This window comes from Ideonella livida (assembly GCF_010499455.1).
GTDB classification, from domain to species: Bacteria; Pseudomonadota; Gammaproteobacteria; order Burkholderiales; family Burkholderiaceae_C; genus Ideonella; species Ideonella livida.
In genome coordinates this window covers 39,255-62,244 of the sequence record NZ_JAAGOH010000008.1, presented here as the reverse complement: position 1 = coordinate 62,244, position 22,990 = coordinate 39,255, and the positions used below count along the sequence as shown (strand labels likewise).

At 69.3% G+C, this 22,990-nt stretch carries 19 protein-coding genes and 2 tRNA genes; 11 read left to right on the top strand and 10 right to left on the bottom strand.

Translation table 11 applies throughout. From position 1 onward, the window contains the following. The first annotated feature begins 140 nt into the window (after window positions 1–140). Window positions 141–1,103, top strand: coding sequence for a PDR/VanB family oxidoreductase (locus tag G3A44_RS08740; protein WP_163457128.1), 963 nt, complete (start codon window positions 141–143; stop codon window positions 1,101–1,103). Window positions 1,104–1,184: 81 nt separating this feature from the next. Here G3A44_RS08740 and G3A44_RS08735 read toward each other — a convergent pair whose 3' ends face one another. Beyond that, window positions 1,185–1,886, bottom strand: a complete 702-nt coding sequence (locus tag G3A44_RS08735; protein ID WP_163457127.1) for a heme oxygenase-like domain-containing protein — start codon at window positions 1,884–1,886, stop codon at window positions 1,185–1,187. A 401-nt stretch (window positions 1,887–2,287) separates the two neighbouring features. Between G3A44_RS08735 and scpC the strand changes: the two genes are divergently transcribed. Further along, window positions 2,288–3,796: a succinyl-CoA:acetate CoA-transferase ScpC gene (gene scpC, locus G3A44_RS08730; RefSeq protein ID WP_163457126.1), complete on the top strand. Its 1,509-nt coding sequence runs from the start codon at window positions 2,288–2,290 to the stop codon at window positions 3,794–3,796. Between the two features lie 54 nt (window positions 3,797–3,850). Here scpC and G3A44_RS08725 read toward each other — a convergent pair whose 3' ends face one another. The 4 genes from G3A44_RS08725 to G3A44_RS08710 all read right to left on the bottom strand — a co-directional run bounded on the left by G3A44_RS08725 (window position 3,851) and on the right by G3A44_RS08710 (window position 10,568). Next, window positions 3,851–5,434, bottom strand: coding sequence for a DUF1501 domain-containing protein (locus G3A44_RS08725; RefSeq protein ID WP_163457125.1), 1,584 nt, complete (start codon window positions 5,432–5,434; stop codon window positions 3,851–3,853). 10 nt (window positions 5,435–5,444) lie between these two features. Beyond that, the gene (locus G3A44_RS08720) at window positions 5,445–7,217 is read right to left on the bottom strand and encodes a DUF1800 domain-containing protein (RefSeq protein ID WP_310734347.1); all 1,773 of its coding nucleotides are present in this window, start codon (window positions 7,215–7,217) and stop codon (window positions 5,445–5,447) included. Between the two features lie 308 nt (window positions 7,218–7,525). Then, window positions 7,526–9,781, bottom strand: coding sequence for a helicase-related protein (locus G3A44_RS08715; RefSeq protein WP_163457124.1), 2,256 nt, complete (start codon window positions 9,779–9,781; stop codon window positions 7,526–7,528). A 61-nt stretch (window positions 9,782–9,842) separates the two neighbouring features. Then, complete coding sequence (locus G3A44_RS08710; RefSeq protein ID WP_163457123.1) at window positions 9,843–10,568, bottom strand: hypothetical protein; 726 nt, start codon at window positions 10,566–10,568, stop codon at window positions 9,843–9,845. 343 nt (window positions 10,569–10,911) lie between these two features. On the opposite strand from G3A44_RS08710, the gene G3A44_RS08705 reads away from it, so the two are divergent. The 3 genes from G3A44_RS08705 to G3A44_RS08695 all read left to right on the top strand — a co-directional run bounded on the left by G3A44_RS08705 (window position 10,912) and on the right by G3A44_RS08695 (window position 14,233). Beyond that, window positions 10,912–11,850 carry a DMT family transporter gene (locus tag G3A44_RS08705; RefSeq protein ID WP_310734346.1) on the top strand — a complete coding sequence of 313 codons (939 nt, stop codon included), beginning with the start codon at window positions 10,912–10,914 and terminating at the stop codon, window positions 11,848–11,850. Window positions 11,851–12,020: 170 nt separating this feature from the next. Further along, window positions 12,021–12,809: a TetR/AcrR family transcriptional regulator gene (locus G3A44_RS08700; RefSeq protein ID WP_163457122.1), complete on the top strand. Its 789-nt coding sequence runs from the start codon at window positions 12,021–12,023 to the stop codon at window positions 12,807–12,809. Next, complete coding sequence (locus G3A44_RS08695; RefSeq protein WP_163457121.1) at window positions 12,806–14,233, top strand: AarF/UbiB family protein; 1,428 nt, start codon at window positions 12,806–12,808, stop codon at window positions 14,231–14,233. Before G3A44_RS08700 ends, G3A44_RS08695 begins: the two co-directional genes overlap by 4 nt. A gap of 70 nt (window positions 14,234–14,303) precedes the next feature. Here G3A44_RS08695 and G3A44_RS08690 read toward each other — a convergent pair whose 3' ends face one another. After that, the gene (locus G3A44_RS08690) at window positions 14,304–15,368 is read right to left on the bottom strand and encodes an RNA methyltransferase (RefSeq protein WP_163457120.1); all 1,065 of its coding nucleotides are present in this window, start codon (window positions 15,366–15,368) and stop codon (window positions 14,304–14,306) included. Window positions 15,369–15,419: 51 nt separating this feature from the next. After that, window positions 15,420–16,139 carry a tRNA-uridine aminocarboxypropyltransferase gene (locus G3A44_RS08685; RefSeq protein ID WP_163457119.1) on the bottom strand — a complete coding sequence of 240 codons (720 nt, stop codon included), beginning with the start codon at window positions 16,137–16,139 and terminating at the stop codon, window positions 15,420–15,422. Window positions 16,140–16,291: 152 nt separating this feature from the next. Here G3A44_RS08685 and G3A44_RS08680 point away from each other — a divergent pair, with 152 nt between their 5' ends. Continuing rightward, window positions 16,292–16,963 (top strand): PEP-CTERM sorting domain-containing protein, encoded by a 672-nt coding sequence (locus tag G3A44_RS08680; RefSeq protein WP_163457118.1) that lies wholly within the window; start codon window positions 16,292–16,294, stop codon window positions 16,961–16,963. An 82-nt stretch (window positions 16,964–17,045) separates the two neighbouring features. Here the strand turns inward: G3A44_RS08680 and G3A44_RS08675 are convergent, their stop codons facing one another. Further along, window positions 17,046–18,056, bottom strand: coding sequence for a S1C family serine protease (locus G3A44_RS08675; RefSeq protein ID WP_163457117.1), 1,011 nt, complete (start codon window positions 18,054–18,056; stop codon window positions 17,046–17,048). Between the two features lie 450 nt (window positions 18,057–18,506). On the opposite strand from G3A44_RS08675, the gene G3A44_RS08670 reads away from it, so the two are divergent. Then, window positions 18,507–18,926 carry a VOC family protein gene (locus G3A44_RS08670; RefSeq protein WP_163457116.1) on the top strand — a complete coding sequence of 140 codons (420 nt, stop codon included), beginning with the start codon at window positions 18,507–18,509 and terminating at the stop codon, window positions 18,924–18,926. 45 nt (window positions 18,927–18,971) lie between these two features. Here G3A44_RS08670 and G3A44_RS08665 read toward each other — a convergent pair whose 3' ends face one another. Next, complete coding sequence (locus G3A44_RS08665; protein ID WP_163457115.1) at window positions 18,972–19,796, bottom strand: Crp/Fnr family transcriptional regulator; 825 nt, start codon at window positions 19,794–19,796, stop codon at window positions 18,972–18,974. Window positions 19,797–20,025: 229 nt separating this feature from the next. Here G3A44_RS08665 and G3A44_RS08660 point away from each other — a divergent pair, with 229 nt between their 5' ends. Beyond that, window positions 20,026–20,754, top strand: a complete 729-nt coding sequence (locus G3A44_RS08660) for a TetR/AcrR family transcriptional regulator (RefSeq protein WP_239061767.1) — start codon at window positions 20,026–20,028, stop codon at window positions 20,752–20,754. Window positions 20,755–20,773: 19 nt separating this feature from the next. On the opposite strand, the gene G3A44_RS08655 is transcribed toward G3A44_RS08660, so the two are convergent. Continuing rightward, window positions 20,774–21,514 carry a DUF4336 domain-containing protein gene (locus G3A44_RS08655; protein ID WP_163457114.1) on the bottom strand — a complete coding sequence of 247 codons (741 nt, stop codon included), beginning with the start codon at window positions 21,512–21,514 and terminating at the stop codon, window positions 20,774–20,776. Window positions 21,515–21,666: 152 nt separating this feature from the next. Here G3A44_RS08655 and G3A44_RS08650 point away from each other — a divergent pair. From G3A44_RS08650 to G3A44_RS08640, 3 genes are all read left to right on the top strand, one after another. Further along, window positions 21,667–21,751: transfer RNA gene (locus tag G3A44_RS08650), tRNA-Leu, on the top strand. 413 nt (window positions 21,752–22,164) lie between these two features. Continuing rightward, window positions 22,165–22,249, top strand: a tRNA-Leu gene (locus tag G3A44_RS08645). 152 nt (window positions 22,250–22,401) lie between these two features. After that, window positions 22,402–22,962, top strand: coding sequence for a CAP domain-containing protein (locus G3A44_RS08640; RefSeq protein WP_163457113.1), 561 nt, complete (start codon window positions 22,402–22,404; stop codon window positions 22,960–22,962). Window positions 22,963–22,990: the final 28 nt, after the last annotated feature.

Genomic DNA, 22,990 nt, shown 5'->3' with positions numbered 1-22,990 from the left:
ATCTGCCAACAGCCGGTCCAAAGGGACCGCCAAGGCTCAAATTGGATCCAATTTTGGATGCCATTGAGGAATTTCGTCAATGCAGGCACTATGATCGGATCCTAAACAGCCCCCATGCGGGGCCTGAAACGGAGACCAGCATGACCGCCACCCTGACCGTGCGCATTGCCCGCAAGGCCATCGAGACCGACAGCATCTGCACCCTGGACCTGGTGCCCGCCCAGGCCGGCGCCCACTTGCCCGACTTCACCGCCGGCGCCCACATCGATGTGCACCTGCCCAACGGGCTGGTACGCCAGTACTCGCTGTGCAATGCGCCTGGTCAGGTGGACCACTACCAGCTGGGCGTGCTCCAGGCGCCGGACTCGCGCGGCGGATCGCTTGCGGTGCATACGCTGCTGAAAGAACAGGACACCCTGGCCATCAGCGTGCCGCGCAACCACTTCCCGCTGGCGGCCGGCGCCGGCCACCACCTGCTGATGGCCGGGGGCATTGGCGTGACGCCGCTGCTGGCCATGGCAGAGGCCCTGCACCGCCAAGGTGACGATTTCACGCTGCACTTCAGCACCCGCAGCCGGACGCAGACCCCTTTCCTGGCCCGCATGGCCATGTCGCCCTGGGGCACCAAGGTGCGACACCACTTTGACGACGAGGCCGGGACCGCACTGGATCTGCCGGCGGTGCTGGCCGGTGCGCCGGCTGACACCCACCTCTATGTGTGCGGGCCCAAGGGCTACATGGAGGCGGTGCTGGGCGCGGCACGGCGGGCCGGCTGGCCCGAGGACCGTCTGCACAGCGAGGTGTTTGCCGGCGAGGGGGCACCACAAGCCGGTGACCAGGCCTTCGAGGTGGAACTGGCACGCAGCGGCAAGGTCATCTGGGTGGAGGCCGACCAGACGGTGGCCCGGGCCTTGGACGCCGCGGGCGTGCTGCTGCCCACCTCCTGCGAACAAGGCATCTGCGGCACCTGCCTGACGCGGGTGGTCGAGGGCATCCCTGACCACCGCGACCAGTACCTCACACCCGAGGAGCAGGCCGCCAACGACCAGTTCTTGCCATGCTGCTCTCGCGCCAAGTCAGCGCGCCTGGTGCTCGATCTTTGATGGCCGGGCGGCCGTGACACCCCTTGCGGTGGCGGCCTGTCATGCCAGGGCGCCGGACGGCGCACGGACGGCGCAAGAGGCTCAGGCCTGCACCCAGGCGCTGCGCAGATGCTGCAGCAGCAGGTCAAGCAGACCGACAGCCCCCCGGATGGCGCTCTCGCAGGCAGCGCGGGTACGCAGCTGCTGATCGAGTCGATGGCGCCACAAGGCGCTGCGCAAGCCCTCCACCGGGCCGTCCTTGGGCAGGAAGAAGCTGCGACCTTCCCCGGACAACCCCAGGCGCGCATCCACATGAGGCGCCACCCGCTGGCCCTGGGCCAGCAGCTCGGCCACCATGGCGGCCATGCCCAACAGGTGCGACTGGTCGCCGCGCGGCAGCTCCAGACGGCGGGCCGTGGGTGCGGCCTCGGGGCAGAGATGGCCCAGTCGCCGCAGGCAGCTCAAGTCGGCCAGCAGGCGGGCGGTCCCGGTGGGCGGCAGCCATTCGTCGCGGCCCAATGCCGCCGCACGCTCGCGCAAGGCACGCATGATGGGCGGCCACACTCCCGAAAGCTGCTGCAGCAGCTGGGCATAGGCGGGCCGGTCCAGTTCGGGATGCAGCAGCGACTGCCAGAAGCCTGAATGCTCCAGGGCCACTAGCCGTTCGCGGGTGGCCAGCCGCAGGGCCTCCGAACCCGAGAAAAGCAGCTCCTCGGCGGCCCTGTTCGGCAGCTGCTCAGGCAGCCGCGCCTCCAACATGGCAGCGTGGATGACGGGGGCACCTGCAGCATGAGTGGTCAGCATGGGGCTCTCCGGCGAGTGGGTGAACGGGCCCTGGCATCGGCACACAGGGCAGCGTCGGGGATGGGCTTGCATTGTGCTGACAAGCCGTGTCCCTGGCGTGACGAGGCCGGGCAGATCCTGTGAGGGAATTCCCGATCATTTGCAAGCAGCTGTGGCACGGGGCAAGGGCTTGAAACGGCGGCGGCCAAGCCACCCACATTGACGCGCATCAAGAGACATTGCCGCCACCCCCGGTCTCCATCGAGGGTTTACCCTTGATTCACTATGATGGGCCGCGAATGGCGTGTCGTCCACGCGGCGCCTCGACGCTTTCACCGCGCCCTTCCCTCCGCCCGGCCCACGCGCCGGTCCCCGACCACCGGGTCACCGCTGGCGCCTATCCCTACGCTGCCACCTATCCGATGAGCTCACGCATCCTCCATCCCGGCCTGCGCGGCCGCCTCATGTCGGCGGACCTGGCCGCCGCCCTGATCCACGACGGCGACAACGTCGGCATGAGTGGCTTCACCGGCTCGGGCTCGCCCAAGGTCGTGCCACAGGCACTGGCCCGCCGCATCGACGACGCGCACCACCGGGGCGAGCACTTCCGCATCGGTGTGTGGACCGGCGCCAGCACCTCAGCCGAACTCGACGGTGCTTTGGCCAAGGTCAACGCCATGGACCTTCGCCTGCCCTACCAGAGCGATCCCCAATGCCGCGCGCGCATCAACGCCGGTCAGATGGACTACATCGACGTGCATCTGTCGCATGTGGCCCAGTACGTGTGGTTCGGCTTCTTCGGTCCGCTGGATGTGGCCGTGGTGGAGGTGGCGGGCATCCTGGAGGACGGCCGGCTCATCCCCTCCACCTCCATCGGCAACAACAAGACCTGGCTGGAGCAGGCCGGCAAAGTGATCCTGGAGGTCAACAGCTGGCAGCCCGCCGGGCTGGAGGGCATGCATGACGTGTATTACGGCACCGAGCGCCCGCCACACCGCAAACCCATCCCGCTGGTGCATCCCAATGACCGCATCGGCGAGCCCTACCTGAAGGTAGACCTGGACAAGGTGGTGGCCGTGGTCGAAACCCACCACGCCGACAAAAGCGCCGAGTTCAGCCCGCCCGATGCCACCTCGCGTGCCATCGCCGGCCACATCCTCGATTTCCTGCAGCACGAGGTGAAGCACGGCCGCTTACCGGCGGAGCTGCTGCCGCTGCAATCGGGCGTGGGCAACATCGCCAATGCGGTGCTGGAGGGCCTGAACAACGGGCCCTTCAAGGGCCTGACCGCCTACACCGAGGTGCTGCAGGACGGCATGCTGGAGATGCTCAAGAGCGGCACGCTGGCCAGCGCCTCCTCGGCCGCGCTGGCGCTCAGCCCGGCCGCGCTGGCCGAATTCAACGCCGACCTGGACCACTGGCGCCGGCGTGTGGTGCTGCGCCCGCAGGAAATCAGCAACCACCCGGAGCTGATCCGCCGCCTGGGCATCATCGCCATGAACGGCATGATCGAGGCCGACATCTACGGCAACGTCAACTCGACCCATGTGATGGGCTCGTCGATCATGAACGGCATCGGTGGCTCGGGGGACTTCGCCCGAAACGCCTACCTGTCGATCTTCATGGCCCCGTCCACTGCCAAGGGCGGCGCCATCTCCACCCTGGTGCCGATGGTCAGCCACGTGGACCACACCGAGCACGATGTGCAGGTGCTGGTGACGGAGAACGGCCTGGCCGACCTGCGCGGCAAGTCACCGCGCAAGCGCGCAGAGCTGATCATCCAGCACTGCGCCCATCCCAGCTTCCGTCCGGAGCTGCAGGACTACCTGGAGCGGGCCCGCGCCGGCGCATCGGGCCAGCACACCCCGCACTTGCTGGATGAGGCCCTGAGCTGGCACGGCCGATACCTCAAGACCGGCCACATGCGCTGAGGTTTGGACGGCCCGAGGGCCGACCGCGTCGCCAGCGCCGTCGCCGCGGCGGCGTCAGGCCATGAAGCCCAGATTGCGGCTGGAGAAGGCCGACAGCGAGGAGAAGATCTCCAGCAAATCGGCATTGCCCACGCCCCACCAGCGGCCCAATGTCGCCCCCAGCTGGTCCACGCTGGTGGTGGGCAGCAGGGCGCCGTTGGCCAGCTGGTCCGGACTGTTGTCGAACAGGTTGTTCGACGCGTTGCGCGTGCCCAGGGTGGGCAGCTCACCAAAGATCCGCCCGCCCCGCACCGCACCGCCCATCACCAGGTGGTGGGCGCCCCAGCCGTGGTCGGTGCCGTCCCCGTTGGTGGTGAAGGTGCGGCCGAACTCGGAGGCGGTGAAGGTGGTGACCTGCTCGCGCATCCCCAGGCGGCCCAGGGTGTCGTCCAGGTAGCGCAGGGCGTGGTCCAGCCGTGCCAGGTTGTCGGCCTGTGTGGCGCCCTGGTTGCTGTGGGTGTCGTAGCCGCCATCGGCCGCCACAAAGAACACCTGGCGCCGCGCGCCGATGCCGCTGGCCGCATGGGCCTCGATCAGCCGCGCCACCGTCTGCAGCCGTTGGGCCATGCTGCTGTAGGCCGGCTGGCCGTTGGTGGGGTTGGTGTACTGCAGGCGGGGATCGTCGCTGGCGCGGTAGCTGCCGCTGACCGGGGCGGTGCCGAACAGCGCGTTCTCCGGCGGCTTGAGGGCGCTGCGCAGCGCGGCCTCGGCGTCGATGGAGCGGCCGCTGACCGCCACATGCTCCAGCTCCAGCGCGTGGGCACTGCGGGACTGGCGTGCGATGCGGCGCATGGCCGCGCTCACCTCAGTCGAATTGAAGATGCGGTCGCTGCTGTCCGGATCCCCCATGCGCAGCGCCCCACTGCTGCCGATCTGGTACTGGCGCACCTGGTCCCCCGCCAGCCACACGGCATTGCCCGAGCCGGTGATCGCGGTGAACATCGGCTCGTCATTGAGCTCCACCAGACGGTCGGCCAGCCGTCCGCCCCAGCCCAGGGTGGCCCCTTCCGGTGCCAGCGCCATCCAGGTGGCCTGCTGGTCGTTGTGGCTGTAGAGCTTGGCCGGCCGGGGATGGGTGCTCACCGCCAGGTCGGCCTTGGTGGTGGGCACCTTGAGCGGCCCGATGTTGCTGAGCACCGCCAGGCGGCGGTCGGTGTTGAACAGGCGTTGGGCGCCGGTCATCACCGGATGCAGGGCCAGCTGGCCGGCCGGGCTGCCCAGGGCCGACAGCGGTAACACGCCGCCCAGGGCCTCGGGCGAGGTGCCGCTGGCACCACTGCGCGCCGTGCCCGGGGCCAGCAGGGCCAGGCTGCCGCCGGCGGCCCGCACTTCGGCATAGTGGTCCCAATGCTCGCCGTCGGTGCGCAGCACGGTGTTGAAGGTGTCGTTGCCGCCATACAGGAACAGGCAGATGAGGGCCTTGTAGTCGCCAGCCGACTGGGCGGAGGCGCCACCCAGCACGGCCAGGTTCATGGCCAGCGGCGCGGCGGCGCCCAGGGCGGCAAAACGGCCGCTGCGGGCCAGGAAACGGCGTCGGGCGGCACCGAAGGTGCTGGCCGGCACGCCAGCGCGGAGGGATTTGTCGCGGTGCTGTGTCATGCGGCACCTCTCACTTCTGCACGATGAACTCGGGGGCGATGGACGCCAGGAACAGGGCGGCATAGAGGCGGTTACGCCGCTGGGCGTCCACCCAGCTGTCGTTGCCGCCGCTGCGCACCGGGATGGCGATGGAGGCCACCGCCTGCACGATCTCAGCCCGCAGGGCCGCGCCCATGCGCCCTTGCAACAACCGCTGGTCAACCGCTTCCACCAGGGCCTCGGGGGTCTCCACCAGGTTGAGCAGGCTGTTGTCGCCGCGGTTGTGGGCCAGCTGCACATCGCGGCGGCTGGCCTTCCAGTCGAAGCCGTTCTGGCCAAAGCCGTATTGGATGCCCGAGCGCATGTAGTTGACGTAGCCCACCACCGAGGTTTCGTGGGTGATCTGCATCTCCGGCATGACCAGCCCGGCGCTGGCCAGCGCGCCGCCGGGCGGCACATAACCAGGACGGTAGAAATTGAAGACCGACGGCGCACGCAGCGGGCTCATGCCCAGGGCGGTGCCGGCGTCATCGGTGTTGCGGATCAGCCAGGCGCCGCTGTCGGAGCCCGCCTCCATCGCGCGCAGGAAAGCGCTCAGGCGCAGCACCGGTTCCCGCAGGCGCCCGAAGGTGGGGCTCTCGGCTTGCCGGCTGTCGCGGGCCTCCTTGTCCAGCAGGACGGCGCGCACCAAGGCCTTGAGGTCACCACCGCCTTGCTGGAAAGCGGCGGCGGCCCTGCCGACGTAGGCGGTGCTGGGGTTGCTGGTCACCAGGCGCTGGATCAGCTGGCGGGCCAGGAAGGGCGCGACGTTGGGATGCGCGGCCAGCGTGTCCAGGGCCGTCTTCAGGCTGGCCTCGGGATTGGCGCGGCTGCCTTGGTCGGCCACCGTCACCCCCAGGAAACGCTTCTCCTGGAAGGCATGGAACTGGGGGTACGGCCGCATCGGCAGCAGGACGCGGTCGACCTCGGTCTCCCCTTCCCGGCTGGAGGCCCAGAAAAAGCAGTTGTCGTCCGAGACCTGGCAGGCCCAGGAGAAGCCGGTGAACACCCGGGCCATGCCCTGGATGTCCTGCTGCCCGTAGGTCTCCACCGGCTGGCCGTTGACCAGGCGTGGCGTGCCATCGGCGTTGAGCTCGTGCAGGCCGATGGAGAACAGCTGCATCACCTCGCGGGCGTAGTTCTCGTCGGGCACACGGCCGGTCTTGGGGCTCTCGCGCTGGTTGCCCAAGTGCGACAGGTACAGGCCCATCATCGGATGCAGGGAGACCGACTCCAGCAGGTCCCGGTAGCGGCCCAGGGCCTGCTGGTTGAGCATGTCCAGGTAGCCGGCTGCGCCCCGCGGGTAGTTGCCCACGCCGCCGTCGACCATGGAGATCACGAAGATCTGGCTCAGGGCAAAGGCCACCCGGGCCCGGACCTGGTCCGGGGCCGACAGTGCCCGGGTCCAGAAGGCATCGAGCACTTCGGACTGGTAGGCGCCGCTGCCGGCCGCCTTGAGTGCCGCCTGGCGTGCATCCCAGTAGGCCACGTGGCCGCCTCCGGTGGCCGGCAGGGCCAGCTGGGCCTCCAGCCAGGGGCCGTAGCCTTGGGCCATCACCGCATCGATGTCGGCCGCTGTGGGGCCGAAAGTGGCCTGTTCCAGAAAGCGTGCGGCCTCAGCGCGTGTGGCCGGCTTGCCGGTGACGCGGTCCGGGTCCGTGGCCGCAGGCTCCTGGGCGCCCTCCGAGCCACCGCCGCCGCCACCACAGGCCGCCAAGGCCAGGCCGGCCGTCAGGGCCAGGCCCTGCAGCAGCCGGCGCCACACCGGCGCGCCCGGCCTGCCATGCCGCGGGACATCGTCTCGCCGATCGCCCGCCCCCACCGTGGCCAAGGCCCCTGGGCCACCCACCGCTTGTCTGATTTTTTCCACCTGTTGCCGCACTGGAACTGCCCACCGCAAAACGCACCGGAATCTGGTGCGGGCGGAAGGTTAACCAGCCCTTCACAGGTGTTTGCATCGCCTTACAAGTGCTTTCACAACCGTGGCGTCCGGCCCGCGGGGCCGGAAAGCACCAAGCGGCCAGGGCCGTCCAGGGGCGCAGCGCGCTGGCCTTGGCCGGGCAGCGGTGGCGCTCAGCGGCGCCCGCCCTGGCGGGGGCGACCGCGGGCCTGCCACAGCGGCTTCTTGGCCTTGAGCTGGCGCTCGATGCCGTCGTTGAGCACGCTGCGCATGGCCAGCACCTCGTCCTGTGCGCTGTAGACCCCAGGAAAACGCAGGTCCAGCCACAGCCACAGGGTACAGGCCCGCAGCACCTGCTCCATGCGCTCCAAACGGCTGTTGGCCCCGACGTGGTCGAGGAACTCGGGCCGGCTCACGCTGCCATGGCGGGCGTGCTCCCAGGCCCAGCCATAAAAGTCCTGCACCAACTGCTCGGTCCGCGTGTCCACCGGTGCCTGGGCATAGGTGAAGCGCTCGCGCAGACTCAGGGCGCTGGCGTTGTGGTCCAGCTCCGCGGCCAGCGCCAGCATCTGCTCCAGTTCGGCCACCTCGAAGTGCGCATCATCCAGCCGCAGCTGCTCCATGAAGACATGCAGGATGTCGTGCAGCTGCTGCTTGCCCAGGCGCTGGGCAATGGTGCTGATGTGCCACCAGTTGGGCGCCACCGGCGCCTTGAAGTTGCGCGGCGCCTTGGGCTGGCGGGCCATCTGCTCCTTGAGCATGCGGGCGGCGGTGGGTTCGGCCTCGTGCAGTACCCCGGTGAAGCCCTCCTCGTGCAGGCCGTAGCGGCCGGCGCGGCCGGCAATTTGGTGCACCTCGCTCTCGTTGAGCGGGCGGTCGCCCACCCCATCGAACTTGGTGAGGGTGGAAAAGAGCACCCGCCGGATGGGCAGGTTCAAACCCATGCCGATGGCGTCGGTGGCCACCAGGAGGTGGGACTCGCCGCTGGCGAAACGCTCGGCCTCGCGCCGACGCACCTCCGGTGGCAAAGCGCCGTACACCACCGACACCGGATGACCATTGGCGGCGATCTGGTCGCGCAGCATCAGCACGTCGCGGCGGCTGAAGGCCACCACCGCATCGCCCTTCTTGAGGGTACCCAGGCCGACCGGGCCCGGCAGCAGCTGCACATGTTGCTTGCGCTCGAATTGGCGCACCACCACCTGCTCGCCGCACAGGCCCAGCAAGTTCTCGATGGCAGGCACGGCATAGGCCGAGCAGATGATGATCACCTCGCGGGCGGGCACGCCGACGATGGCCTGGGTCCAGGCCCAGCCGCGCGAGCCGTCGAAGATCATCTGCGCTTCGTCGATCACGGCCACGTCCACCACATCACGGGTGTTGACCATCTCGATGGTGCTGCTGATGACCCGCGCGTTGTCCGCGGGCACGTTCTCCTCCCCGGTCAGCAGGCTGCAGGGCACGCCGCGGGCCACCAGGCGGTCGCGCCCCTCCAGGGCGAGCAGGCGCAGTGGCGCCAGGTAGGCCCCGTCCAGCGCGCCGGCCAGTTTCTCGAAGGCGGCATGGGTCTTGCCGCTGTTGGGCGGCCCGACGAACAGGGTCACGCGACGGCCGACCTGCCGAGCCTGCTCGAAGCTGTCCGGGTAGCCCTGGAACGCCAGCTCGCGGCCCAGGCTCGAGAGGGTGAGCTGCTCGTTGACCTGGTGCTCCCAGCGGTCCTGGGCGCGGGTGCAGGCGGCCTTGAGGGCCTCCAGCGTCTGCGGCCGCTGACATTCGGCCTGCAGGCGGGGCAACAGCGAGTCCATGGCCTTGGCATCGCACCAGGCACTGCGCTCGGCCAGGGCGTCCAGGTGGGCCACCAGCTCGGCCGCATGCGGGTACGGGGGCGTGGGGCCCAGCGCCGCCAGCAGGGCGCGCTTGTCGCCGTGGCGGAAGAAGGCCCACACCGGTTCGGCCGCCACCGGCGCGCGGAACACCACGCCCAGCAAGCCCGGCTGGCGCCAGTCCTCAAAACCCAGGGTCAACGGCACACGATGCACCCGCTCCCAGCCTCCCGCCAAGGGGTCGGCGCTGCGGCTGATGCCCAGGGCCTCCAGCGTGGCATAACGCTCCACCATGAGCCCGCGGGTCTCGCGACCCACGCCCACCTCTTCCAGGTGCTGCAGGGCGCTGACCACCAACTGCGGGCTGATCCAGCGGCTGGGCCGCTGATGCGGCACCGCCTTTTGTAACAGGATCAGGCCTTCACGCTCCAGGCGGGTCTCGAAATCGGCGGTGTCCTCCGGCAGGTAGTCGGCGGGCTTGACCACCTGAGGCAGGTTGTAGGCGCCCTGGCGCACCCGCTCCAACTGCTCCGGCGCCACCTCGGGAGGCAGGCGCTGCAGATGGGACGGAACGGGCAGGCGGACGGGGGGCGGCGTTTGGCTCATGGAACAGAAAGTCGCGCGGGGCGCATCAGGGGCGTACCCGGCGGGCACGCAGGGCGCATTGTCAGGGCTGACGCCCCCTTGCGCCCGGTGGCCCTCGAAGGCCCAGCGCCACCAGCACCGCCAGCAGGCCGTTCTCCAGCCAGGCGCCCAGCGGCATGGGGCCCAGTGGCCACTGGAGCACCGCGTCCACATGGTGCAGCGAGATCGCCCGCCCCAGCACGAAAACCGCCAGCAGCAGGGCCGCCATGCCGGCAGCGCGGTCCTGCGGACCGGTCGCGGTGGCCAGCCGCGGCAGAAGGCGACGCGCCCGCCAGACCCCGAGCCCCAGCACCACCAGCAACGCGGCCTGCACGGGCCGGCGTTGCGCGTACCAGCCCTCGGCATGGGCCAGCGCGCGGGCGTTGCCAGTCAGCCGTTCCAGCCCCTGGAGCTGCAGGGCCATGGCCAGGCACAGCAACAGCACGGCCATGCCCATCCACATCCAGCGCGTGGCCTCATGGCGCCCGGCGCGCCACACGCAGGCCCACCAGGCCAGCGCATACAGCACGGCCGCCAGGCCTGCCCCCCATGCCCCTCCCGTGCCGGACTCCTGGTGGGCGCCGTAGGGCCCGGGCCAGGTCCACAGCCCGGCGAGCACGCCCGCCAACGCCAGGGCCAGCCCGGCAGCGCCCAGCAGCATCAGCTCCCAGCGCGCGCGACGGGCCAGGACATCCGCCGACCCCTCCGGCCCGTAAGCAGGGGCCCGACCGGACGGCGTGAGCGTGGACAAGGGAGCGGGGGAAACCATGGGCTGTCGAGACGTGAAAGGCAAGGGAAAAAGGCGTCGCACCCGGAAAGACACCGGGTGCGCGGGACCCACCGGCCAATGGCTTCTGGCGGGTGCCGTTTGATCGGTGCCGTCCGACACGCAGACCGCGGCACGGTTGTCGAGTTTGGCGTGGTGGCCCACAGGCCGATGGGCGGAAAAGCACAAGCAGTCCTGCGCTCCAAGCTGCAGGACTGCACAACCCCCTTGCAGGCGCGCGCAGCCACCGCGCCGCCCGGCAGCGGCCCGGGGCAGGGCCGCGGCGCCACAATCGAGCGCTTTGACCGGCCGTCCCTCCCATGGGACCGCCCGCGCCTGCGCCACCGTGTCCGAAGACCACGCCCTCACCCCCCGACAACACTGGCACCGCGCCCTGGGCGCGGTCATCCTGGCCACCGCCAGCTTCGCCACCCTGGACAGCTTGACCAAACTCGCCAGCGCCACCTTGCCCCTGGCCCTGGTGATCTGGACCCGCTACCTGGTGATGACCGGCGCCACCGGCCTGACCCAATGGCCCCAACGGGGGCGAGGCCTGTGGGCCACACACCATCTGGGCTTGCAGTTGGCCCGCGGGGCCTGCCTGGTGGCCTGCAGCGCGTTCGGCTTTCTGGCCCTGCAGCACATGTCGGTGGGAGAGTTCACCGCGGTGGTCATGCTGACCCCGCTGGTCATCACCGCAGCGGCCGCACTGCAACTGGGCGAGCAGGTCTCGGTGTTGCGCTGGGGCTGCGTGGCCGCCGGCTTTGGCGGAGCGTTGCTGGTCATCCGGCCCACAGGGGACGACGTGAACTGGGCCTTGCTCTATCCGCTGGGCTTGGTAGCCGCCAATGCCGCCTACCAGGTGCTCACCAGTCGGCTGGCGCGGCTGGGAGAGAACGCGGGCACCATGCAGTTCTTCACGGGCGCGGTCGGCCTGGGGGCAGCCAGCGTGGTGCTGCCCTTCACCGGCTTGGGTCCGGCCATCGGCCAGCAGCCCTGGCTCTGGGGTCTGCTGGCCGCCCTGGGTTTCATGGGTTGGGTGGGCCACCGGTTCCTGACCGTCGCCTACCTGCACGCTCCGGCCTCGCGCCTGACGCCCTACCTCTACCTGCAGATCGGGTTTGGCATGCTGGGCGGCTGGTGGCTGTTCGGGCAGGTGCCCGACGCCCTGTCCGTGCTGGGCGTCGCCCTGATCGCCCTGGGCGGCGTAGCGGGCACCTGGCTGGCAGCACGCGAACAGGCCGCCGCCCTGGCGGCCCTGCAGGCCGAGCCTTCCCGCTTCTGACCGGAATGGCCGGTGCAGCACGGTCCGCGCCGACTGCACCGCTCATCCCCCCCACCCCGCCACCTGACCGTCCACGACGGGAACCGGGCACGCCCTGAGCTGGGCGGGCTTGCCATCAAACTGAACTTACTATTCAATAAAGCAAATATTTTGTTTTTTATTGGATAGCAATGAAGGTATCAAAGGCGCAGCAAGCCGAGACCCGGCGCAAGCTGCTGCAGGTCGCCGCCGACTTGATGACCCTCCACGGCTACGAGACGACCTCCATGAAGGAGATCGCCCGTGTGGCTGGGGTGGGGGATGCCACCATCTACAAGTACTTCACCACCAAGGAAAAGCTGGTGATGGCCTGGCATGAACAGGCGCTGGAGGACGCGCTGGCCGAAACCCTGGCCACGCCGGACCTGGCGTCGTTCGACCTGCAGGAGCGCCTGCAACGCCTGGTCGATGCCTGGCTCGAGCGTTTGCTGCCGGACAGGGAGTTCGTCCAGCTCAGCCGTGAACTGGTGCGCCGCTCGCCCTTGCTCAGCCTGCGCGACGGCCTGCCCGGACAGGCCGCCGTGCAGCAGCAGCTGCGCCAGTGGCTGGACGAGGCCGAGCAGCGCGGGGAAATTCCGCCGTGCCCCCTCAAAGGCTGGATCAGCCTGGCCGGCAGCGACTACCTCATGGGCGTGCTGGCCTACTGGCTGGACGACGACTCCGAGGCATTCGCCCAGACCACACGGCTGGTCGACATGAGCCTGGGCCTGGGCCTTTCGGTGCTGCGCAGCGACTTGCTGGGCCGCGCGGGCGAACTGCTGGGCTTTGTGCTGCGGGGCAGCCTGCAGCGCTGGCTGCGCCAGGGGCCAGGCCCCGGGCTGGGTCTGGAGGACCTCCTGGCCGCAGTGCAGCGGGTCCGCCCCCGCCGCGACATGCCCTCCCCACCCCCACAAGCCGACCGCCCCCAGGAGCAGACATGACCGCAGAACTTGCCTCCCGTCACGCTGCGGACGCGTCCCCGGCCGCCCCCCTGCCCGGCCACCCGCTGTCCCGTGGTGCCCGACTGGGCTGGGCGGCCGCCCGCGCCGGTGCGCCGGCCCTGCTGGGCCAGCCGGTCGATCCAGGTCCGCTCATGCAGGCACTGCACCAGCTCAAGGGCCCGGCGCTCAAGGCGGCACAGCTGCTCAGCCTGGAAGGTGCGCTGCCACCGGGCTGGCTGCCGCCGGGCTGGCGCGAGCAGCTGGCCACCGCCTGCCACCAGAGTCCACCCCTGAACCGTGCATTGGTCCACAAGCAGTTCCTGCAGGCCTTTGGCCAGGCACCTGGCCAGGTCTTCCGGCGGTTCGAGCCGGTCGCCTTTGCCGCCGCCAGCTTGGGCCAGGTGCACCACGCCACCACCTGGGAGGGCCAGGCGGTGGCCGTCAAGCTGCAGTACCCCGGGGTGGCCAGCGCGCTACGCAGCGACCTGCAGATGCTGGGCGCCCTGCTGCCATGGCTGGTGCGGCAATCCGGGGCCTCGGCCGACAACGCCCGCCAGTTGCTGGCCGGCGCTCGGGGCAAGCTCGAGGAGGAGCTGGATTACGAGGCCGAAGCGCTGACGCTGGCGCATTTCGCCCGGGGCATGGGCCCTTGCACCGGCCAGCGGGTGCCGGCCCCTCTGCCCACGCTGTGCCGGCCCGGCATCCTCACCATGCAGGCCTTGCCCGGCCTGCACCTGGACGACTGGCTGGCCCAGTCGCCCGGTGCCGCCGCGCGCGATGCCGCCGGCCAGCGGCTTTGGGACGGCTTCTGGCACATGGTGCTGCGCATGGGCCGTTTCCATGCGGACCTGCATCCGGGCAACCTGCTGTTCCACATGGCCATCCCGGGCGATGAAGGTGCCCCGGATGTCGAGCTGGGCTGGCTGGACTTCGGCTGCACGCAAGCCATCTCGGCGGACCTGCTGGCCGGCATGGGCCTGGTCTGGAGCGGTGCGACCATGGCCCTGGGCGCCAGCGACGCGACCGGACAGGCCGACGTCCCTCCCCTGCCACCGCAAGCCGGCACCCAGCTGCTCCACGGCTGGGGTGCCCTGGGGGTGTTTGGGGGCGGGCTGGACGCCGTCCAGGTGCAGGAGCAGATCTGGCCCGCCGCCTACCCGCTGCTGGCCTGGCAAACGGCACCTTGGCGCCTGGTCGATGCCGAAGGCCGCTGCGACTTTGGCCGCTTGCCCGCGCTCAGCTGGCCGGACCACCGCCAGGCGGCCCCGCTGTCCCGGGCCATTGCACAACTGCCGGTCACACTGGCCTGCTTTGACCGGGCCTGGCTGGGGCTGCTCCACCTGCTGCGGCGCCTGGAAGCGCGGGTGGACACCCGGACCACCCATCCCACCCGTTGGGGCGCGCTGCACGCGTCGGGCGCCTGAAACCGCCTGGGCCGGTGGGTCCCGGCCGGCCGGGCCCGCCAGCGCCGCGCGGTGCCCGCCCAAACAGAGGTCAGGCCACCGGCCGCAGCGGCACCACCGGCCGGACGCGGCCCTCGCGCCCCACCGCCTCGCGGGCGCGCAGCTGGCCGCAGCCGCCCTCCACATCCTGGCCGGCCGAATGACGCAGCTTGGTCAAGATGCCCCGACGGTGCAAGGTGCGGGCGATCTCGGCGGCCCGCTCCCAGGACGGGCGCCGGTACGGCAGCGATGCCACCGTGTTGTAGGGGATCATGTTGAGCACCCCGTAGCGCCCACCCAGCAGGCGCACGATGCCCTCGATCTCCTCAGGGGTGTCATTCACCCCTTCTAGCAGCGTCCATTGGTACTGCACGGGATAGCCGGTGGCGCGGCCATAGGCATCGGCCGCCTCCACCAGGGCCTGGGGCGACAGGCGCGGCGCGCGGGGCAGCAGCTCGGCCCGCAGGTCTTCACGCGTGGTGTGCAAGGACAGGGCCAGCGCGGGCTTGACTTTCCCCTGGGGCAACCGTGCAAAGGCCCGCTCGTCGCCCACGGTGGAGAACACCAGGTTCTTGTGACCGATCTGGCCCACCGTACCCAGCAGTTCGATGGCGTCGAGCACCGCCTCCAAGTTGTGGGCCGGCTCCCCCATGCCCATGAAGACCACCTTCTTGACCGGGCGCAGGCTACGCGCCATGGCCACCTGGGCCACGATCTCGCTGCTGCCCACCTGGCGGATCAGTCCCTCAGTCCCCGTCATGCAGAAGCGGCAGCCTACCGCACAACCCACCTGGGTGGACACGCACACCCCATCGCGTGGCAGCAGCACGGTCTCCACCGTCTGGCCGTCCCCCAGTCCCAGCAGCAACCGGGCGGAGCCATCCTCGCCGGCATGCTGCGAGCGCAGCTGGACCAGACCCCGGAGCTCAGACATCAGCGTGGGCAGGGCCGTCAGCAGAGGCGCGGGCAGGAAATGCTCCACCTTGCGGCGGCCCTGCGCCAGCGGCAGCGCGTGCGTCCACAGGCGCAGCACGCGCTGGACATGCACCGGCTGGGCGCCCAGGGCGCGCAGTCGCGCCTGCAGGGCCGGGAGATGCTGGAGCTCGGCAGAGGTCATGGCGATGGGCGCAGGCAAGACAGAAACGGCGGGGCGCGGGAGTGTAGGCGTTCAGGCCTGGCCCGCGTCGGCAACCGGCGGCTGGGACGCAGGCGTTGGCGGCGCATCGGCCAGCCGCGGAGGCACAGGCCTGAAATCGACCGCCAGGCACGCACACCATTGTCCGAAGGCAGCCAGCAACTCGGCATAGGGCCGGGCATCTTGCGACAGGTCTGCCAAGGCCAGGCAGGTCGCCTCGAGGGTGGATCGCTGCGCCTGCGGCTGCGGCGCCCGCCGCAGGCCGGCGTAACGCGAATCCGGTGGTGCCTGCAGCGAAAGGCGCGGCCAAGCCGCGAGCGCCGGGCTCAGGTGGAGCATCTTGCGGCTCTTGCGCCAGGTGGCGTCCAGCACCAACAGGCCGGTGGGCGGCCCCTCCCCCGGCGGGACGAGCTCCCGCCTTGACTCCAAATCGCCAGCAGCGGCCTCAGACGACGCCACGGCAGCCGGGGGGTAGAGCAGCCGCGGGCGCGCGCCCAGCCAGTCCCGAGCCCGGGCCAGGGCCTGTGCATCAATCCTCTCGGCCACCTCCACACGGCAGGCCTGCAGGCTCAGGGCCAGCAGCGTCAGGCTGCCCTTGGCCTGGCCCACCTCCTCAGGGTGCTGGAAGACCCAGACCGGCAGCGCGTTGGCCACCGGGCGCACCCAGGTGCAGCAGCAGGTGCGATGCGGTCGCTGGCAGCGTGGACAAACCGGTCGGCGACTTGGCCCCTGAGAAGCTGCGGAATTTTTCACATTTGCCTGCACGGTAACCCCCGTTGTAGGGGGGGCCTCGGAACGTATCACCCCGTAACCGACTCCTACAATATGAGCCACGTCAATAGGACTACTTCTGAGTCCAACCTGTGGCGCCCACGCATCAGATTGCAACCGGAACCCACACCATCATGACCTCCACGGCCCCAGTTCCCCGCACCTCCAAGACCAGCCTGCGCCTGTTGGCCGCGGGCTGTGCCGCGTTGGCGATGGGCTCGGCTGGCGCCACGTCGCAGACCTTCACTTTCGGCACGCTGCTCAGCGGAACGGGCGCGCCCACCACCGCCAGCTTCGCCTCGCTGGTGGTCAACGAGGTGGATCAGGACGTGCAGTTCACCCTGGTGGCCAGCAATTTGGAACAACTTGCCGGTGCCAACGACTTCATCGGCAGCCTGGCGGTGATGCTGGAGGATGGCGGTTCGCAGGGCTCGGTGGGCACCGTCAGCGGCCTCAAGGAAGTGAAGATCAGCGCCGGCGGCGGTCCTGGCGGTGACTGGGATTTCCGTTTCACGCTGGGCAAGGGCAACAACGACAACGGCGGCAACGCCCGTCTGGAAGACGGCGAGTCTGCCAGCTGGACGTGGGTGGGCGGCGCCGGTCAATGGTTGGGCTTTGCCCTGCACGTGCAAGCCATTGAATACGGCAACACCACCTCGGCCTGGTACGGCGCCACCATCCCCGTGACCCCGGATCCGCCGGTCACCGTGGTGCCCGAACCCGCCCCCGCCGCGATGCTGGCCGCAGGCCTGGCCCTGTTGGGCTGGCGCCGTCGCCAAGCCCGGGCAAGCCGCCAACCGGCCTGAGGGCGCCCCGCGACCCACGCCGCTGCGGGGTCTGCCACGGCATCACGACAGGGCACGGCCCACGTCAGCCACTTCCGCAGTTTCATCGGGTGATGTCCACCACCCGCACCCGCACCTTTCGCGCCTGCTCGCCGCGCACCACGGTCAGCTCGGCGAGGTTGTCAATGCCGGCGCGGTCCAACTCGGCCACAAAGGTTGAGACGGTTTCCACGGGCTTGCCATTGACGGCGGTGATCACATCGCCCAGTTCGCCGCTCCGCCGGTTGTAGGCACGCAGGCCCGCGTCGGCCGCTGGCGTTCCTCGCCCCACCTCGGCGATCACCACCCCTTGGATGCCCGCCCGGGCTACCAGGTCCGGCCGGACCGGCGTGATGCCTATGCCCGGCAAGGGGGCCACACCCCGATTGATCAAGGCCGGCACCACCCGGTTGACCAGATCCGCCGGAATGGCGAATCCCACGCCGGAGGAGCTGCCGGAGGCTGACCGGATGGCGGTGTTGACGCCAATCAGGCGCCCGGCGCTGTCCAGCAGCGGACCGCCGGAGTTGCCGGGATTGATCGCCGCATCGGTCTGGATCACCCCCGCAACCTCGCGGTAGTTGGTGGTCGGCAGCTCTCGGTCCAGGGCACTCACCAGGCCTTGGGTCAGGGTGCGCGACAGGCCGAAGGGGTTGCCGATGGCGAACACGGTCTGCCCGATGCGCAGGTCTCGCGACGTGCCCAGCGGCAAAGGCCGCAGGTCCCGTGGCGGCCGCAGCAGCCGTATCACCGCGAGGTCGTACTCTGGGGAGCGGCCCACCAGGCGCGCCTCCAGGGGCGCCCCACCATCCAGGCGCACCCACAAGCGGCGGGCGCCCTCGACCACATGGTTATTGCTCACGATGTGACCCAGCGTGTCCCACACGAAGCCGCTCCCGGCGGACTGGGCCAGTTCGGCCCCCATCCAGGCGTTGCCCTGCACCGTTTCGCTGGTGATGTAGGCCACGCTGGGTGCTGCGTCCTCGAAGAGCCTGACCACCTGCAGTTCCTGCGCACCCAAGGGGCCACGAGGCGTCACGGCACGGGGGGCGGCGGCCTCGCGGGTCTGCGCCATGGCCGTCGAAAACAGGCCGGGCCACACGACCCACCCGGCGATGGCGGCCACCACCACCCGCCGCGCCACCACAGCACCAATGTGCTGCCCCTGTTGATCACAGGGGTAATGCCCCCGCGCCCTTGTTTGTATCAAGAGGTTTCGCATAGCATGAATTGGTTACACCTTCTTGTCGTGGCGCAGAACGCTCAGAGCATCTGACCATGCCAGGGCATCGGCCACCTCCTGCCCGATGCCGCCGATGGCAGAAGGACGTCGAAGGGAGTCTGGCATGTTCCGCGGTGCCAGGCGTTGGAGGGAAAACACATGCTGCGGTCCTGCGATGGGAGACCGGCGCCTTCGGGCGCCGGCCCTCAGGTGGTCCGCCTGGCCCGCCCGCGGACATGCCACCGCGCCTGCGGGGGTCTTTACGCCCGGCCCTCCAAGCGGGCGCTGGCTACAGTGACGGGCATGAAATACCTGCACACCATGGTCCGCGTGACCGACCTCGATGCTTCACTGGCCTTCTACCGCGATGCCCTGGGCTTGGTGGAGGTGCGCCGCAACGAATACCCTCAGGGCCGCTTCACCCTGGTTTATCTGGCGGCGCCAGGCGACGAGCAGGCTCAGGTCGAGCTCACCTACAACTGGGACCCTGAAGACTATGGCGGTGGCCGCAACTTTGGCCATATTGCCTTCGAGGTCGAAGACATCTACGCCACCTGCGCCCGGCTGCAGGCCCACGGCGTCGCCATCTTGCGGCCCCCACGCGACGGTCGCATGGCGTTCGTCCGGTCTCCCGACCAGATTTCCATCGAACTGCTGCAGGCAGGCCCGGCACTCGCCCCGGCGGAACCCTGGGTGTCCATGCCCAACACCGGCAACTGGTGAGCCGTGGCTGCGCGGCGGCTTGGCCGCCACCGGCGCCAGCGGACTTCAGCTGGCGTCGGGTGGAGAGGTCACCACCGTGCGCAACCCGGTCAGCTGCAGCACCAGATGCCCGTCATCGACCTGCACCAAACTCTCGCGCTCCATGCGCTTGAGGCAGACGTTGACCCGCTGACGGCAGACGCCCAGCATATCGGCCAGATCGCGCTGTGACAGCTTGAGCGTGACCCGGGTGCCTGCCGCATGGGGCACGCCAAAGCGCTTGCCCACATAGACCAGCAGTTGCGCGACCCGCTGGCGCAAGGGCTGGGACACGGCCCCGGCGAGCAGCTGGGTCAATTGCCGGGTGCGGGTGCTGTTGAGGCGAGCGAGGGCCAGACCGAACGCCGGGAAGCGCTCCAACAGGTCCAGCAAGGCCGCCCGGGGCATCCACAGCAGGGTCACGTCGGTCAGGGCCTCGGCCTCCCAGGGTGAGCGCTCATCCAACATGGAGACGTCGCCAAACCACTCCCCCGGGCGGACCAGGGACAAGGTCAGGTGCCGTCCGTTGTCCAGCGGCACGGACAAGCGCACCACCCCCAGGGCCAGGCCGTACCAGCTCTCGGCACGCAGATTGCTGCGCAACAGCGTCGTGCCAGCCCGAACCCGCCGCACCGAACAGGCGGCCATCAGGGCCCGCTGCAGGTCTGCCCCCAGTTCCTGGAACCAGGGGTTCTGGACCACCGCGCGCTCTTCATGCAGGTGCAGCGCCGGCTCGGGCCGCATCGCCGTCCGACCGTAACCCCCGGTGGGGGCCCAGGTGGTGACCGGCACGCGCCCATTGACAGGCGTGCCACCAGCGGCCGGTGTGGTGAAGTGGGGATTCCAGCTCATGCAGCCTCCCGGACGATGCGGGACGCGATGCCCTGCGCGGCACGGCCCACAGGCGAGAAGGACCGTCCGGCGACTTGGCGCAGGCGGGTGAAAGCGTTGTCTCGGCGCGGCATCTTGTTCCTTCTGAAGGGGCGGCTGGACCGGGTGCGAAAGCGGAGCGCATCCGGGAAATCCCTTGCGTAAAAAACCGAGCGCTCGCTCGGTTTTCTGAAGTCTATACTTCGCCGCCATGGACGGTCAAGCGATGTTCGGCGACCTGCGCAGGCCACTGGGCCTGCCCCGGCAATTCACCCTTCAGGCTTTCAGGAAGGCCGCTCCGGTGGACAGCCAAAGCATTTGGGACCTGGTGCTGGAGCGCCACCAGCAGCGCATGACGGTGCGCCGGGCAGACAAGGCGCAGGACAACCTGCGCAAGCTGATAGAAGCCACTTTCCGACTGGCCAACAAGGTGGGCTTTGTCAGCATGACCCTGCGCGACCTCAGCCGGGAGACGGGTCTGTCCATGGGTGGCCTGTACGGCTACATCGCCAGCAAGGACGATCTGGCGGCCATGGTCGAGGACATGATCCACCTGCTAGGAGGGGCCATCCCGCACTGGTTCACCGACCACCAGGATGCCGACGCCCGCCTGGACGCCACGCTGCGCGGGCACATCTACCTCACCGAGTTGCTGCAGCCCTGGTTCTATTTCGTCTTCATGGAGTCGCGCATGCTCGACGCCAGCCAGCGCCAGGTGGCCAAGGCGGCCGAACTCCAACTGCATGCCGACATTGCGGGACTCCTGCGGGACGTCGGGGCACTGGCAACGGAACAGGCCGAGCTGCTGGCTGGCCACACGGTGGCGGCCATGCAGGACTGGTACGTCAAGCGCTGGAAGTACCGCCACAAGAAGATCGCCGTGGAGCAGTTCGCCGACGACGTCTGCGCCATGACCCTTCGGCTCGTCGCCAAGACCTGAGCCCGAGCCGCCCCCTGGCTCAGGGGTCAAGCCCGGGCAACCAGGCGAAAGCGCGCACCAGTCTCTCGGTGGCCTGCGCCTGCACCACCGGGCCATGCCCCAGCACGATGCGCCGCGGCTGCAGCGCCAGCACCTGGGCGATGCTGCGGGCCGCGGCCGCGCGCTGGGTGTAGTGCCGCCGCAGGCGCTGCGGCACCGCAGGCTCACCCAGGCAACCCTGGAGACGCGCCCAGGCACGCACCGGCCAGGCATCCCAGGGTCCGAACCAGGTGAGGAGGTCGGTCACGATGAGGGTACGGCTGGGGTGATGGAAGAACACCGTCTCGGCCACACCGGGCTGACCCTCAATCGGCCACGCGGAGAGCTCCGCCCCCCAGTGCAGCGAACTCGCCGCGCCAAGCAGCGGCGCAGCTGCCAGATCGGGATGGTCCAGACCCAGGCCGGGCGCGGCATGCAAGGTGGCCTGGGGCCAGTGTGCCAAGGCCTGCCGGACGAAGCGGTGATGGTGACGGTTGGGCGCCACCACATGGCTTACCCGGCCCAGCCCGGCCAGCTGGCTGCGCAGGGTCACGTCCATGGGAACCGGCGAGTGGAGCCACAGCCTGCCCTCCGGCAGGCGCACCACGGTCATGCAGGTGGTGATCTCCACACCGCGGACCATGAGCGGGTGGCGGACGATCCAGATGTCGGCGGTGACCGGAGACAGGGTGTACTCCCATTGGGGAGACCAGGCCACTGGAGGCGGAGTGGGAAGTTTCACGATGGCCAGGGATCATGCCACCGGGCGCGACCACCTGATAACCAACTTTTTTTATCAACAATGCTGGCATCAACTCTCAGATGCTTGCTATAGTCGTGGTCTTCGCTGATCACTGATGACTTTCTTGAGTTGTCAACGACGACGAAGCACCTGCCCAGGTGGCGGAATTGGTAGACGCACTAGTTTCAGGTACTAGCGGGTAACTCCGTGGAGGTTCGAGTCCTCTCCTGGGCACCAAACCAAAAAGGCCAGCGCACTGCGCTGGCCTTTTTTCATTTCCGGCCCACCTTTGGCAATCCGGGTCAGGTCCCGAGCTGGTGGAACCTTGGAGGCAGCGGCAGGTCCGCCACGCGCAAGCAGAGGGCTTGATCAGCCACTGAGGGCGCCGCCGCAGCGGAGCACCGGCTCACGCGCTCAGCGCATGAGCGTCTCTGCGCCACCCACACCCTGCGCACCGCCCTCGCAAGGCCACACCACGCATCCGCGGCCCTGAGATCGGCGGCGCCCCTGAAGGACCATCGGCATGCAACAGAACGGCGGACGCACTTTTTTCAAAAAATGCTTGCGCACCGAAAAAGCTCTCTGCTATAGTCGTGGTCTTCGCTGATCACTGATGACTTTCTTGAGTTGTCAACAACGACGAAGCACCTGCCCAGGTGGCGGAATTGGTAGACGCACTAGTTTCAGGTACTAGCGGGTAACTCCGTGGAGGTTCGAGTCCTCTCCTGGGCACCAAACCAAAAAGGCCAGCGCATCGCGCTGGCCTTTTTTCATTTCCGGCCGTGGACTCTCCGACCACCATGCTGCGTGCTAGGCTCCCGGTCCATCACTTTTGCCTGCCTGAGGTCGGCGCCGTGACACCGCGCTGCGTTCTCAGTCCCGCCGCCATGACCCTGCCCTCCACCTCCTGCCTGGCCCTTCTGCTCTGTCTGTGGACCAGCACGGCCGCCCACGCCCAACCCAGCCTGCCGGCTACCGCCGGCGCCCAGGGCCTGAGCACCGCCCAGCGGGCGGATCTGGTGGGAGAGCACAACCGGTGGCGGACCCGGGTGGGCGTGCCGCCGCTGCGCTGGTCGGAGACGCTGGCCGCCAGCGCCCAACGCTGGGCCACCCGCCTGGCCACCCAGGGGTGTCAGCTGCAACATAGCCACGGGGCGGAGGGCGAGAACATCTACTGGGGTGGACCCCTGACCTGGAGCGATGGTCGTGTGGAGCTGCAGCCGGTGACGGGTGCAGCGGTGGCCAGTGCGTGGGGCGGAGAGTCGGCGGATTACCGCCCTGCGACCAACGATTGCGCGCCCGGTCGGGTCTGCGGCCACTACACCCAAATGGTGTGGGCCGACAGCCAGGAGCTGGGCTGCGGCCGACAGGTGTGCGCCGATCAGGCGCAGATCTGGGTCTGCCAGTACCTGCCTGCCGGCAACATCGTGGGCCGCCGGCCGTACTGAGGCCGCCCGGTCGTCTGGCGCTTGGTGC